The sequence below is a fragment of the Nocardioides sp. genome, assembly GCF_024509035.1.
In the GTDB taxonomy this organism is placed as follows: domain Bacteria; phylum Actinomycetota; class Actinomycetes; order Propionibacteriales; family Nocardioidaceae; genus Nocardioides.
Window position 1 is genome coordinate 1 of sequence record NZ_JANINT010000018.1, and the last position, 13469, is coordinate 13469.

General features: G+C 72.2%; 13 protein-coding genes and 1 pseudogene. 11 read left to right on the forward strand and 3 right to left on the reverse strand.

The features are described 5' to 3' along the window. Positions 1 to 1905: PQQ-binding-like beta-propeller repeat protein (locus tag Q0L15_RS01895; protein WP_366939524.1), on the reverse strand; the 1905-nt coding region annotated here is incomplete at its 3' end. A 392-nt stretch (positions 1906 to 2297) separates the two neighbouring features. Here Q0L15_RS01895 and Q0L15_RS01900 point away from each other — a divergent pair. Then, a complete protein-coding gene (locus tag Q0L15_RS01900) occupies positions 2298 to 2705 on the forward strand; it encodes a CAP domain-containing protein (protein ID WP_296601852.1) in 408 nt (135 codons plus the stop codon). A gap of 12 nt (positions 2706 to 2717) precedes the next feature. Here Q0L15_RS01900 and Q0L15_RS01905 read toward each other — a convergent pair whose 3' ends face one another. Further along, entirely contained in the window at positions 2718 to 2891 is a 174-nt protein-coding gene (locus Q0L15_RS01905; protein WP_296601853.1) for a hypothetical protein, read from the reverse strand. Between the two features lie 201 nt (positions 2892 to 3092). On the opposite strand from Q0L15_RS01905, the gene Q0L15_RS01910 reads away from it, so the two are divergent. From Q0L15_RS01910 to Q0L15_RS01925, 4 genes are all read left to right on the forward strand, one after another. Next, positions 3093 to 5105 (forward strand): PAS domain S-box protein, encoded by a 2013-nt coding sequence (locus tag Q0L15_RS01910; RefSeq protein ID WP_296601854.1) that lies wholly within the window; start codon positions 3093 to 3095, stop codon positions 5103 to 5105. 70 nt (positions 5106 to 5175) lie between these two features. Beyond that, positions 5176 to 5931, forward strand: coding sequence for a response regulator (locus Q0L15_RS01915; protein ID WP_296601855.1), 756 nt, complete (start codon positions 5176 to 5178; stop codon positions 5929 to 5931). Positions 5932 to 6033: 102 nt separating this feature from the next. Next, entirely contained in the window at positions 6034 to 7152 is a 1119-nt protein-coding gene (gene prfB, locus Q0L15_RS01920; RefSeq protein ID WP_296601856.1) for a peptide chain release factor 2, read from the forward strand. Between the two features lie 45 nt (positions 7153 to 7197). Continuing rightward, positions 7198 to 8106, forward strand: a complete 909-nt coding sequence (locus tag Q0L15_RS01925) for an oxygenase MpaB family protein (protein ID WP_296601857.1) — start codon at positions 7198 to 7200, stop codon at positions 8104 to 8106. 8 nt (positions 8107 to 8114) lie between these two features. Here the strand turns inward: Q0L15_RS01925 and Q0L15_RS01930 are convergent, their stop codons facing one another. Then, complete coding sequence (locus Q0L15_RS01930) at positions 8115 to 8720, reverse strand: hypothetical protein (RefSeq protein WP_296601859.1); 606 nt, start codon at positions 8718 to 8720, stop codon at positions 8115 to 8117. Between the two features lie 60 nt (positions 8721 to 8780). Between Q0L15_RS01930 and ftsE the strand changes: the two genes are divergently transcribed. The 6 genes and pseudogenes from ftsE to Q0L15_RS01960 form a co-directional block, all read left to right on the forward strand. Next, complete coding sequence (gene ftsE / locus Q0L15_RS01935; RefSeq protein ID WP_296601860.1) at positions 8781 to 9470, forward strand: cell division ATP-binding protein FtsE; 690 nt, start codon at positions 8781 to 8783, stop codon at positions 9468 to 9470. Positions 9471 to 9509: 39 nt separating this feature from the next. Beyond that, on the forward strand, positions 9510 to 10421 hold the full coding sequence (ftsX, locus tag Q0L15_RS01940) for a permease-like cell division protein FtsX (RefSeq protein WP_296601862.1): 912 nt from the start codon (positions 9510 to 9512) through the stop codon (positions 10419 to 10421). Positions 10422 to 10476: 55 nt separating this feature from the next. After that, positions 10477 to 11742: a M23 family metallopeptidase gene (locus Q0L15_RS01945; protein WP_296601863.1), complete on the forward strand. Its 1266-nt coding sequence runs from the start codon at positions 10477 to 10479 to the stop codon at positions 11740 to 11742. 87 nt (positions 11743 to 11829) lie between these two features. Then, positions 11830 to 12672: a trypsin-like serine protease gene (locus tag Q0L15_RS01950; RefSeq protein ID WP_296601864.1), complete on the forward strand. Its 843-nt coding sequence runs from the start codon at positions 11830 to 11832 to the stop codon at positions 12670 to 12672. A 98-nt stretch (positions 12673 to 12770) separates the two neighbouring features. Further along, positions 12771 to 13250 (forward strand): SsrA-binding protein SmpB, encoded by a 480-nt coding sequence (gene smpB, locus Q0L15_RS01955; RefSeq protein ID WP_296601866.1) that lies wholly within the window; start codon positions 12771 to 12773, stop codon positions 13248 to 13250. Then, positions 13243 to 13469 (forward strand): annotated as a pseudogene (locus tag Q0L15_RS01960) (amidohydrolase); the annotation flags it as partial. The gene smpB and the pseudogene Q0L15_RS01960, both read left to right, overlap by 8 nt.

A 13469-nucleotide genomic window follows, 5' to 3' on the forward strand; every position in this document is an offset into this window, starting at 1 on the left:
GGTCAGCCCCGGGCTGGTGAAGTCCGACCCCTGGTAGACGCGGGAGAACAGGCCCGCGGCGTACAGCGAGGAGCCGTCGCTCGCGACGTCGTAGACGGGGCCGTCGATCTTGGGGTCAAACCAGCCGCGCCGCTTGCCGGTGCGCGGGTCGACCCGGATCATCGCGGTGTCGCGGATCGGCTGCGCCTTGAAGCTGCCCGCGGCGACGAGGTCCCCACCCACGCTCGACAGCTGGGTGACGTAGCCCCGCAGCGGCAGCCGGTACGACGCGACCCGCGCGCCGGTCGGGCCGTAGACGTCGACCCGGTTGCGCGGGAACCGGACGTCGCTGTCCAGCCGGCGGGCGACGTAGAGCCGGTCGCCGATGGTGGTGATGCCGGTGAGGTCGCGCACCCGCAGCGAGCGCCTCGGCAGCGCCGCGCCGGTCGTGGCGTCGAAGGCGCGGACCGGCCACGTGAAGCGGGAGTAGAAGTCGTGGCTGGCCGCGGCGGCGCGCGAGGGGTCGTAGCCCAGGAAGTGGGTGGTGGCGACGAAGAGCACGCCGTCGCCGGGGACGAGGTCGCCGTACGCCCGCCGTGTCACGGCGAAGCCCGGCACCGGCTCCAGCGTCTCGGCGTCGAGCGCCGCGATCCCGGCGGTGCGCACGAAGTCGGTCAGGTAGAAGTGCCCTCCGACGAACGCCCGCCCGTCGGAGAGCTCGACGGCGTTGACCTGCAGGTCGTACGACGGCACCGCGGGTCCGACCGGCGCGCCGGTGTCGGCGTCCAGCACCGCCAGGCCGCCTGCGGGGGAGCCGGCGACCGCGGAGAAGCTGCCCGCGGCCCAGAGCCGGTCGCCGTCGAGTGCGAGGTCGTAGACGCCCGCGGGGACTCCCACGAGGCTCTGCCCGGCGGCGACGTGCGGGGCGAACCCGGGGTCGACGGCGCCCGTGGCGGGGTCGATCGCGATCAGGCGGCTGTCGGCCCGGTCGCCGCCGACATAGAGCCGGTCGCCCGCGTAGAGCAGCGTGTGCACGCGCGTGCCGGAGCCGGACTCCGCGGACAGGCCGTGGAAGCCGGGCGCCGACGCTCCGGTCGTCGCGTCGAGGGCCACCAGGCCGGCGCCGCCCACGTAGAGCCGGTCGCCGCCGAGCGTCAGCGCGCGCACGGGTCCATCGACGGCCGCGTCGAAGCCGGCGACGGCGGCCCCGGTGGCCGGGTCGATCGCCGAGACCCCTCCGGCGCCGACGAACAGCCGGGCCGAGCGACCGGGTGCGGCCGGGGCCAGCACCAGCTCGGTGACCCGCGACGACTGCGGGACATCGGCCTCCAGGACCCGCCCGTCGGCGGTCGCGACCGCCGCGAGGTGCCGGCGGGGCACCCCGCCGACGGACTCGAAGATCCCGCCGACCCACAGCGTCTCCCCGGCGAGGGCGAGTGCGCTGACCTGGCCGTCGGCGACCGGCAGGAAGTCCGGGTCGACGGTGCCGTCGGCGAGGACGTGCGCGAGGCCACCGGCCGCGCGCCCGTCGATCCGGGTGAAGTCGCCGCCGACGAACCACCCGCCCGCGCCGTCCGTCACGCTCACCGAGACCTGGCCGTCGGCGATGGAGGGTCCGGCCGCCGGAGCGCCGGTGGCACTGTCGAGGACCGCGCCCGGCCCGGCGTACCGACCCATCGTGGCGAAGTCACCGTGGGCGTAGATGCGGTCGCCGGCGCGGACCAGCTGCCCGATGCGCTCGTCCGCCACCACCGAGCCGGCGGGCAGGTCCTCGGCCGTCGGGTGCTGGGTCGCGCGTGCGCCGGCGGACCCTCCGGGGAGGTCTGCCGGACCCGCGCTCACCGGTCCGAGGCCCAGCGCGAGACCGACCGCCAGCGCGGCGGGGACGACGGGCACGGCGAGAGCGCTCAGGTGCGGCAGGTTCATGGACCGGCACGGTATGCGGACAACAGCCCCGAGCGGCGGGCGATGCGCGGATGGGCTGGGGACGTCTAGCCCGCGCGCGTGGGGCGTGGGTCGATTAGTTCACCCGTTCGGCTCGCGATACTGACCGGTTTCGCCTAACGTGGAGACGGCTCTGGCCGATTCGGGGGTAGGACGATCGGGGCGTGCGAGTCGCGCCCTGGACCCGACGCAGGAAGTCCCCCACCATGCCGAATCTCGGAAATCCGTCTCGTGGGACGGGTCGTCGCCGCACCAGGCTAACCCGGGCCCCGCGGTCCGGCGGCTCCTCCCAACGGGTGAGGGGCTCGCGGGCTCGGGCGGCCGTCGGCGCCTGTGTCCTCGCCCTGGCGACAGCGACCTCCACGCTCGGCGTGGTGGCCACGACCACCGCCCCCGCGCAGGCCGGGGTGGCCTCGACGCTCTACGAGGCCGAGACGTTCACCGCGACCAACGTCCAGCGCGTCGCGCACGGCCGGGTGGCGCTGGGACCTCGCTCGTGCCTGCACAAGTGGGCAGTGCGGCAGGCGCGCAAGATGGCCGACCAGCAGCGGATGTTCCACCAGGACCTCAGCCGGGTGGCCAAGGACTGCAACCTGTCGTACGCCGGCGAGAACGTCGCCTACGGCTACACCTCCGGCACTGCCGTCGTCCGGGCCTGGATGGGCTCGCCGGGCCACCGCGCCAACATCCTCAGCCGCAACTACCGCCAGATGGGCATCGGGGCGCGCAAGGCCGACGGCGTCTGGTACGTCGCCCAGGTGTTCGGCCGCCGGGCCCGCTGACCCACCGCCCGATCAGCGCTGGACGGGGTCGCTCACCGTGACGTCGGCCGGACCGAGGTGGGTCCCCTCGGCGAGCTGGGCCACCGAGACGAGCGCGACCGCGAGGAGTCCGACGCCCGCGACCGCACCGGCGATCCGCGCGCGGTAGCGGCGCAGAGCGGGGGTGGGACGGACCTCGATGATCATGGCGGGCTCCCCGGAAGAGCGGTCGGTGGGCGGAACGGGTGACGAGGATCGGCGCCGCCCGAGCGGCGCCTGGGAAAACGGTCGCACGCCGTCCGCCGGCGCGGGCGGGATTGGTGCCTCACTTCCATGCGCTGCAGAAACCTGCAAAACGCACCGCCCTCGGCGCAGACACCGGGTCCTCCGCTGAGTTAGGTTCCCGGGGTGTCTGGGGGAGCAGGGGGCGCGCGCCCCACGATCGTGATCGTCGACGACGCCGCCGAGGTGCGGGCTCTGGTGCGGACCCGGCTGCGGCTCTCCGGCAGGCTCGACGTCGTCGGCGAGGGGGCCGACGGCGTGGAGGCGGTCGCCGCCGCCCGCGTCTACCGTCCCGCCCTGATGCTCCTCGACGTCTCGATGCCCGTGATGGACGGCCTCGAGGCCCTGCCGCTGGTCCTCGAGGCCTCCCCGGCGACCCGCGTGGTGATGTACAGCGGCTTCTCCGAGGAGGGCCTCGCCCAGCGCGCGCGTGAACGCGGCGCGGTCGCCTTCCTGGAGAAGTCGACGTCGTTGGAGGGGCTCGCCGACCAGCTGGTGGCGCTGCTCGACGACGCCGGTGCTCCCGACGACCCCGACCACCCCGTCGGCGACCCGGCGCCTGCGCAGGCGTCCGCGCAGGTGTCCGCGCCGCCGGCGCTCGACGAGGCGGACCGCACCGTGCTGCGTGAGCACCTCGAGCGGTTCCGGGAGGTCTTCGACGACGCGGCGATCGGGATGGCGACCGTGACCCTGGCCGGGCACGTGGTGCGCGCCAACGCTGCCCTGGCCGAGCTGCTCGGCCGACCGCTCGACGACCTGGTCGGTACGGCGTACGGCGCCCTGGCCGGCAGCCGGCGGCAGCTGGTCGAGGATGCGCTCGGGCGGATCCTCGCCGGGCACAGCCGCGTGGTGCAGGTCGAGCACGACGTGGCGGGGCTGGCCGACAGCGTCGGCCCCCGCCGCGTGATGGCCACGGTGGCGCCCGTGCTCGACAGCAGCCGCCGGCCGCTCTACCTCTTCCTCCAGGTGCAGGACGTCACCGCCCAGCGCCGGGCCGAGGAGCAGCTGCGCCGCAGCGAGGCCAGGTTCCGCCTGCTGGTCGAGAACGTCGAGGACTACGCGATCTTCATGCTCTCGCCCGAGGGTCTCGTGGAGAGCTGGAACGCCGGCGCCCAGCGGATCACCGGCTACGCCGAGAGCGAGATCGTCGGACGGCACTTCCGGACGTTCTACCCGCCTGAGGTGCAAGCAGCGCGCCACCCCGAGCACGAGCTCGAGCTGGCCGTGCGCGACGGCCACTACGAGGAGGACGGCTGGCGGGTGCGCAACGACGGCAGTCGCTTCTGGTCCAGCGTGCTGATCACGACCGTCTACGACCAGGACGGTCGCCACATCGGCTTCGCCAAGATCACCCGGGACACCACCTCGCGGCGGGAGATGCTGCAGGAGCGGGAGCGGACGGCCGCCGCGCTCGCCGAGGCCAACGCCCAGCTGCAGCAGGCCGCCGAGGACCAGGCCCACTTCCTCGCGGTCACCGCGCACGAGCTGCGTACGCCCGTGGGGGTCCTCGCCGGGACCGCCGAGATGCTCGCCGAGCACGACGAGGCCCTCTCGGCCGAGGAGCGGCGCGAGCTGCTCGAGGGGATGAGCTCGAGCGCGGCCCGCCTACGCCGGCTGCTCGCCGACCTGCTGACCGCCTCGCGGCTGCAGTCCAGCGCCCTGGAGCTCGAGGTCGGGCCGGTCGACGTGGGGAGCCTGGTCGAGGCTGCCGCTCAGGAGGCCCGCCGGTCCCACCCCGGCACGCTCGTGGACGTCGAGGTGGAGCCCGGGCTCGTCGTCCCCGGTGACGCGGGGCGGCTCGCCCAGGCCGTGGACAACCTGATCGGCAACGCGCTGCGCCACGGCGTCCCGCCCGCGCGCGTGACCGCGCGCGCGGTCGGGGGCAGCGTCGAGATCGAGGTGAGCGACAGCGGCTCGGGCGTCAGCGCGGAGATGCGCGACCGGTTGTTCGAGCGCTTCGCGACCGGGCGCGCGGGCGGGGGCACCGGCCTCGGGCTCTACATCGTCCGGCAGCTGGCTCGCTCGCACCGCGGGGACGCGACGTACCGTCCCGGGGCGGGCGGGACCAGCGGCGCGTTCGTGATCACCCTGCCGCGCGACCAGGACGACCAGGACGACCAGGACGACCAGCGGCCCTGACGGTCGGCCGACGCGCGGGGTTCGGGCGCCGGTGCGTGCCATGAGCGCCGGAAGCGCCTACGCTGCGTGCGTGCCCATCCGCGTCCTCTTGGTGGACGACGTCGTTGAGGTACGCCGGCTGGTCCGCACCTCGCTGCGTTTTCGGGGCGGGTTCGAGGTCGTGGGTGAGGCGGCTGACGGCGCGGAAGCCGTCCAGCTCGCCGATCAGTTGCGTCCCGACGTCGTCGTTCTCGACCTCGGCCTGCCCGACATCGCGGGCCGTGAGGTCCTCAGCCGGGTGCGCGAGGTCTCCCCGGCCTCGAAGGTCGTGGTGTTCTCGGGGCTGGAGACGATCGACCGGGCCTGGATCCAGGACCACGCGGAGGGGTTCGTCGTCAAGGACGCCGACCTCGGCTACCTCGTCGACCTGCTCGAGTCGGTCGGCCGACACCACGAGACCCGGGCGTCCATCGACCTGCCCGACGACCTGCGCAGCGTCAGCACGGCGCGCCGCTTCGTGCGGGACAAGCTCGCCGAGTGGGACATCGACGGACCGCTCGACGACGCGCTGCTGGTCACGAGCGAGCTGGCCGCCAACGCACTGACCCACGCCCGGTCCTCCTACCGGCTGCTGCTCTCCCGCAGCGAGCAGGCCCTGCGCATCGAGGTCGCCGACACCGGAGCCGGTACGCCGGAGCCGCAGCCGCTCACCGACACCGAGGAGCACGGACGCGGCCTGCACCTGGTCGGCGCCCTGGCGGCGTCGTGGGGGATGGAGTCGGCCGAGAGCGGCGGCAAGCGGGTCTGGGCCGAGCTGGCGCTGCCGGCGGCGCTCGCCGCCGACTGACGGGCGCCGGGCGGTCCCGAGCAGGCCCCCAGCAGGCCCCCAGCAGGCCCCCGGCAGGCGCGGAGTAGGCGGCGTGCGCGCGGCCCCGTAACCTTGGTCCTTGTGGCAGGACCGGACTACGACACCGAGATCAAGCAGCTCCAGGCGACGATGCACACCATCGAGCAGGTGCTCGACGTGGACGCGATGCGCCGTGAGATCGCCGACCTCGGCGAGCAGGTCGCCGCGCCCGACCTCTGGGACGACCAGGCCAACGCGACGCGGGTGACCGGGCGCCTCTCCGCCCTCCAGGGCGAGCTGGACCGGTTCACCGGTCTGCAGAGCCGCATCGAGGACGTCGCGCTCATGATCGAGATGGCCCAGGAGGAAGGCGACGCCGAGGCGCTCGCCGACGCCGACGCCGAGCTCGCCCGCCTGAAGAAGTCGGTCGAGGTGCTCGAGGTCCGCACCCTGCTCAACGGCGAGTACGACGCGCGCGAGGCGATCGTCACGATCCGCTCCGGCGCCGGCGGGGTGGACGCCGCCGACTTCGCCGAGACCCTGATGCGGATGTACACGCGCTGGGCCGAGCAGCACAAGTACCCCGTCGAGGTCTACGACGTCTCCTACGCCGAGGAGGCCGGCATCAAGTCGGCGGAGTTCGCGATCCACGCGCCGTACGCCTACGGCACCCTCTCGGTCGAGGCAGGCACCCACCGGCTGGTGCGCATCTCGCCGTTCGACAACCAGGGCCGCCGGCAGACGTCGTTCGCCGCGGTCGAGGTCGTGCCGGTGCTCGAGCAGACCGACGAGGTCGAGGTCGACGAGAACGACGTGCGCGTCGACGTGTTCCGCTCCGGCGGTCCGGGCGGCCAGTCGGTCAACACCACCGACTCCGCGGTGCGGCTCACGCACATCCCGACCGGCATCGTGGTCAGCTGCCAGAACGAGAAGTCGCAGCTGCAGAACAAGGCCTCGGCGATGGTCGTCCTCAAGGCCAAGCTGCTGGCGAAGAAGAAGGCCGAGGAGGCCGCGCTCAAGAAGGACCTCAAGGGCGACGTGGCCGCCACCTGGGGCGACCAGATGCGCAACTACGTGCTGAACCCCTACCAGATGGTCAAGGACCTGCGGACCGGCTTCGAGGTGGGCAACCCCCAGGCGGTCTTCGACGGAGACCTCGACGACTTCATCGAGGCAGGCATCCGCTGGCGCCGCGGCGCCGAGCAGGCTGCTCAGAACTGATCGCGCATGGGAACGGCCCGCGGGAACATGTTCTAGCCTCTCTCCATGCGGCGTGACCACTGGAAGAGGCGGAACGACTCCCTCGACCCGGAGACCGACTTCGTCGAGATCTACCGCAACGTCGTGATGTACGAGTTCCCCTGGGACATGAACCAGGCGCTCAGCTTCGCGCTGTTCCGGACCTACGCCGTGTCCGGCATCGGGCGGCTGCTCGACGAGACCGGCGGATTCACCGGCGACGTGCAGAAGCGCTACGACGACACCGCCCTGCTGCTCGAGCCGCCGACGCGCGTGGGGTTCGAGCACCCCGAGGCCAAGGCCGCGATCCGGCGGATCAACGCCATGCACCGCGCCTACGACATCCCCGACCACGAGTTCCGCTACGTGCTCTCGACGTTCGTCGTCGTGCCCAAGCGCTGGCTCGACGACTACGGGAAGCGCCCGCTGACCCCGACCGAGCTCGAGGCGTCGGTGCGCTACTACCGCACCCTCGGGCGGCACATGGGCATCAAGGAGATCCCCGAGACCTATGCGGACTTCGCGGAGCTGATGGACTCCTACGAGGCCGAGCACTTCGGCTACGACGAGGGCGCCCGGCGGGTCGCCGACTCGACGCTGGCGCTGATGCAGACGTTCTACGCGGCCCCGCTGCGCCGGCCCGCGGGCCTGTTCGCCCGGGCGCTCATGGACGACCCGCTGCGCGAGGCGTTCCGGTACGACGCCCCCGCCGGCGTCGTCCAGCGCGTCAGCCGGTCCGCGCTGCGGGCCCGCGGCCTCGCCCTGCGCGCGTTGCCGACCCGGCGCGACCCCAAGCGCATCGAGGACATCTCGTGGATCCGCAGCTACCCCGACGGCTACCGGATCGAGGAGCTCGGCACGTTCCCGGTGCCCGGCGTCGCCGGCTGCCCGGTCCGCCACGAGGAGCGCACCGAGAGCAGCGCGGTCGGCACCTGACCACCGGGTCAGCCCGCGGCCGCCGCCTGCAGCACGGTCGCGCACCACTGCTCGGCACGCTCGAGGAGGTCGGGGCCGGCGGCCCGGAGCGAGCAGGAGAGCCAGGCGTCGCCGAACAGGCCCTGGAACCTCACCTCGTCGCCGCAGCGCACCGCGGCGTCGCGGGTGCCGAAGGCGGGAGCGTCCGGGACGGGGTCGCAGCCGCGGGCGTGGGTCGCGTCGCGGCGCAGCCGCTCCGCCTGGCCGGTGGTCACCGGGGGAGCGAACACCCAGGCGCGCGCCGACGTACCCTGCGCCCCGGCGCCCGCGGTCCAGGCGCAGCCGTACTCGTGGGCGACGTCCCTGACCCCCGGGGCCAGTCGGGCGCGCTCGCCGTTCGACCAGGCATCGGCGTCGTCCGGGGCGCCGCCGAGGGCGGCCTCGAGGGCCGCCGGCGCCACCCGTTCGCAGAACCCCTCCCGCGCGACGGCCACCGTCTCGGTCGCGATCTCGGCCAGGGGGGTGGGCGTCGGGCTGGGAGCAGCGTCGCTCGACGGGGCCTCGCTGTCGCACCCGCCGAGCAGGCCGGCCAGCAGGGCCACGGTGGCGGCGGTCGAGAGGAGGGCCCTGGCCATGGCGCCAACATACGGGGCGCCGTCCCCGGGCGCCTGGGCGCACCGACTACCCTCGATCCGGTGATCCGGTTCGAGAAGGTGGTCAAGACCTACCCTGGCCAGGCGCGTCCCGCGCTCGACCAGGTCTCGGTCGACGTCGAGAAGGGCGAGTTCGTCTTCCTGGTCGGCACCTCCGGCTCGGGGAAGTCCACGTTCCTGCGTCTGGTGCTGCGCGAGTACCGCGCCACCTCGGGCCGGGTCTACGTGGCCGGCAAGGAGATCAACCGGCTGGCGAGCTGGAAGGTGCCGCGGATGCGCCGCCAGATCGGCACCGTGTTCCAGGACTTCCGGCTGCTGCCCAACAAGACGGTGAGCGAGAACGTCGCCTTCGCGCTCCAGGTGATCGGTCGGTCCCGCTCCGAGATCAACCGTCTGGTCCCCGAGACCCTCGAGCTCGTCGGTCTGGAGGGCAAGGGCGACCGGATGCCCGACGAGCTGTCCGGCGGCGAGCAGCAGCGGGTGGCGATCGCCCGGGCGTTCGTCAATCGGCCGATGATCCTCATCGCCGACGAGCCGACCGGCAACCTCGACCCGACCACCTCGGTCGGCATCATGAAGCTGCTCGACCGGATCAACCGCACCGGCACCACCGTGCTGATGGCGACCCACGACGCCGGCATCGTCGACCAGATGCGCAAGCGTGTCATCGAGCTCGACGACGGCCGGGTCGTGCGCGACCAGGCCCAGGGCATCTACGGCTTCCAGCACTGACCCGAGCACGACCGAACGACGAAGAGGACCTCCACCTTCATGCAGCTGCGATACGTCTTCTCCGAGCTCGGCCAGGGCCTGCGCCGCAACCTCTCGATGCACCTCGCGGTGATCTTGACGCTGTTCGTCTCGCTGACGCTGGTCGGTCTCGGTGTGCTCCTCAACCAGCAGGCCACCAAGGCCGCCGACCAGTGGGGCTCGGAGCTGCAGATCACCGCGTTCCTGTGCAAGGCGCGCGACGACAACCCGGCCTGCACCAGTGAGGTGACCGACGCCCAGAAGGAGCGGATCACCAAGGTCGTCGAGGACAACCCCGAGGTCGCGGACTACCGCTTCGAGTCCAAGGACGAGGCCTTCGCGAAGATCAAGGACCTGCTCGGCGCCGACAAGTTCGAGGGGCCCAACCCGGCCGCGACCGCCGACGACATGCCCGAGTCGATCTGGATCACCCTCAAGGACCCCGACGAGTACGCCGGCATCGAGTCCGCGATCGTCGGCCTCGACGGCGTGTCCAACGTCCGCGACCAGCGCCAGATCGTCGGGCCGGTGCTGCAAGGCCTGCGCGTCATGCAGTGGGGCGCGTTCTGGATCGCCGCGTTCCTGGTGCTGGCCGCGCTGCTGCTGGTGGCCAACACGATCCGGCTGGCGGCCTTCGCCCGGCGCCGCGAGATCGGCATCATGCGGCTGGTCGGTGCCTCCACGCTCTACATCGCGCTGCCGTTCATCATGGAGTCACTGGTGACCGCGGCGATCGCCGTCGGGATCTCGGTCGGCGTGCTCGGCGGCTTCATGTGGTTCGCCGTCCACGGCCGTCTGGAGGACCTCGTCGGGTTCATCCCCTGGATCGGCGTCGACGAGTTCACCGTGGCCGCGGTGTGGGTGGCGGTCCTCGGGCCGGTGCTCACGTTGCTTCCGACACTCGTACTCACGCGCAAATACCTCAAAGTCTGATCCGCGCACGTTACCGTCGAGGGGTTCTCTTCCCCGAACACGTGAAGGCATACCGGTGCGTCTCTTCCCCCGTACCGCACGCCATCGCCTGGCAACGGCCACCGCGGCCGCCCTGGCGATCGGTGCGCTGGCCGTTCCCCTCGCCAACGCCGAGTCGCAGGACCCCCAGGACCTCAAGCACCGCCAGCAGCAGGCGCAGCAGCAGGTCAAGAACGCCGAGCACGACCTCGACGAGTCCAGCGACCGGCTGCGTCGAGCGCAGGGGGCGCTCGACCAGGCGATCCGCGAGCTGACGACTGCCCGCGGGGACCTGCAGGCCGCGACCGCGAAGCTCGAGGCGGCCGAGCTGCGCGACCAGGAGATGCAGCAGCGCCTCGACGCCGCCGAGCAGCGGCTCGCCGACGCCCAGGCCGAGCTCGCCGACGGGCAGGCGGCGCTCGCCGACCAGCGCCTCAAGCTCACCGACACCGTCACCGACATCTACGAGCAGGGCGACCCCCAGCTGCTCGCGTTCGCGACCCTCCTGGAGTCCCGGAGCACCGCGGACCTGACCCGGCAGTCCGCGCTCAACGACGTGATCGTGGGCCGCGAGGCGCGGGCGTACGACGACCTGCACGCCGCTGAGGTGCTGCTCCAGGTCCGCGAGAACGAGGTGCAGGCCGCCCACGACGACGTCGAGGTCCAGCGCGAGGCCGCCGCCGAGCACCTCGTCACGATGGAGCAGCTCCACTCCGACGCGCGCGAGGCGCGCGACAAGGTGATCACGCTGGTCGAGACGCGGCGCGGGGCGCACGCCGACGCCGTACGCGCCCGTCAGCAGGACCAGCGCGAGCTGCAGGAGGCCAAGCGCCGCGAGAACCACATCAAGCAGCTGCTCCTCCAGGCGGCGCGGCGCGCGAAGCGCAACTACACCGGCTCGACCACCGGGCTGCTGGAGCGGCCGGTGGGCGGCGCCGTCACCTCACCGTTCGGCTACCGCGAGCACCCGATCTACCACTACTGGGGCCTGCACGACGGCACCGACTTCGGCGTCTCGTGCGGTGAGGGTATGCGGGCCGTGGCCGGCGGCACGGTGATCGCGAAGTACTACTCCGCCGTCTACGGCAACCGGCTCTACCTCAGCCTGGGCAACATCAACGGCAAGAACGTCACCGCGGTCTACAACCACGCTACGGGCTACCGGGTCGGTGTCGGCGACCACGTGTCGCAGGGTGAGGTCGTGGGGTACGTCGGCTCCACCGGCTGGTCGACCGGCTGCCACCTGCACTTCACGATCCTGGTCAACGGCACGGCGGTCGACCCGATGAACTGGCTCTCGTAGGAACTTCCTCCGTCCGGGGTCTCGCGCCGGACGTCCTGGTGTGATGCACTCCTCCGGTCGGGGGTCTGACCCCAGGGAGCACCACACATGAAGAAGATGTTCTACGCGGCGCTGGCGGCCCTCCTGCTGCCGGTGATCTTCCTCGCGCGTCCTGCCGAGGCGAGCACGGGAGGCACGTACGACGCCTCGAACCAGTACGCGAATGTCGGGCTGATCCTGTTCTACGACCCGACCGGCCGCTACCGCTGCAGCGCGACGCTGATCAGCCCGACCGTCCTGGTCACCGCGGCGCACTGCACCGACGGCGACGTCGGCAAGGTGCTGGTCGACTTCCGCAACTTCATCTCCGACGGCCCGACGAGCGGGTACGCGCCAGCCGCGAACCCGGCCGCGGGCTACACGGCCAAGGAGATCGCGGCGATGGGCTTCGCCTCCGGCACGGCCTACACCCACCCGCAGTACTCCGACTTCACGGACATGGACAACTGGAACGACGTCGGCGTCGTGGTCCTCGACAAGGCCGTGAAGATCAAGCCGGCGCAGCTGTCCGGGCTCGGCGTGCTCGACCAGATCGGCACGGAGAACCTGCGCAGCACGCTGTTCCGTGCGGTCGGCTACGGCACCGAGGTGCGTAAGTCCGACAGCGGTCCGCAGAACCCGACCCCGCAGAGCTACCCGCTCGAGCGCCGCTACGTCGACATGCCCGGCCAGAAGCTGACGCCCCAGATCCTGCAGACGAACGGCAACGAGAACGACCCCTTCGGCACCGGTGGCACCTGCTTCGGCGATTCGGGCGGGCCGGTGTTCTACCAGGGCAGGATCGTCGCGGTGACCAGCTACGGCTACACCGACAACTGCCGCTACCTCGGTGGCTACCAGCGCCTCGACATCGCGGTCACCCAGGACTGGGTCCGCTCCTTCCTGAGCTGACCCGAACCACGTTGACCCGCCCGAAACTTTCGGGCGGGTCAACGTCGTTTGTCGACATCGCGCGGCATTGCGGTTGCCGGCCCTGAGAGAATGGCGGGATGGCGAAGGAGCAGGGCCGCAAGCTGGTCGCGCAGAACAAGAAGGCGCGGCACGACTACCTCATCGAGGACACCTACGAGGCGGGCCTGGTCCTCCAGGGCACCGAGGTGAAGTCGCTGCGGCAGGGCCGGGCCTCGCTCGTCGACGGCTTCGTGGACATCGACGGTCACGAGGCCTGGCTGCACGGCGTGCACATCCCCGAGTACTCCCAGGGCACCTGGACCAACCACGCGGCCCGTCGCAAGCGCAAGCTGCTGCTCAACCGCGACGAGATCGACAAGATCGAGCGCCGCGTCAACGAGAAGGGGCTCACGGTCGTCCCGCTGTCGCTGTACTTCAAGGACGGTCGCGCCAAGGTCGAGATCGCGCTCGCCAAGGGCAAGAAGTCGTGGGACAAGCGCCACGCGCTCGCCGAGCGTCAGGCCAACCGCGAGACCGAGCAGGCCGTCGGCCGCCGCCTGAAGGGCATGCATGACTGAGGCGCCCCCGCTCGCCGGCGAGGCGGCGGACGTGCGCGCGTTCTGGGAGGGCCTCGGCCTGCCGGGGCTCTTCGACGTGCACGTGCACTTCCTCCCGCCCAACATCCAGCGCGCGGTCTACGCGGTCTTCGACAGCGCCGGGCCCAAGATCGGCCGCCCGTGGCCGATCCGCTACCGCCAGTCGCACGAGGACCGCGTCGAGCTGCTGCGCGCGATGGG

Coding starts and splice junctions, on each gene's coding strand:
- Q0L15_RS01905 (WP_296601853.1), bottom strand. CDS start 2,891: ATGATCATCGAGGTCCGTCCCACCCCCGCTCTGCGCCGCTACCGCGCG.
- Q0L15_RS01930 (WP_296601859.1), bottom strand. CDS start 8,720: ATGGCCAGGGCCCTCCTCTCGACCGCCGCCACCGTGGCCCTGCTGGCC.
- smpB (WP_296601866.1), top strand. CDS start 12,771: ATGGCGAAGGAGCAGGGCCGCAAGCTGGTCGCGCAGAACAAGAAGGCG.
- Q0L15_RS01925 (WP_296601857.1), top strand. CDS start 7,198: ATGCGGCGTGACCACTGGAAGAGGCGGAACGACTCCCTCGACCCGGAG.
- ftsX (WP_296601862.1), top strand. CDS start 9,510: ATGCAGCTGCGATACGTCTTCTCCGAGCTCGGCCAGGGCCTGCGCCGC.
- Q0L15_RS01950 (WP_296601864.1), top strand. CDS start 11,830: ATGAAGAAGATGTTCTACGCGGCGCTGGCGGCCCTCCTGCTGCCGGTG.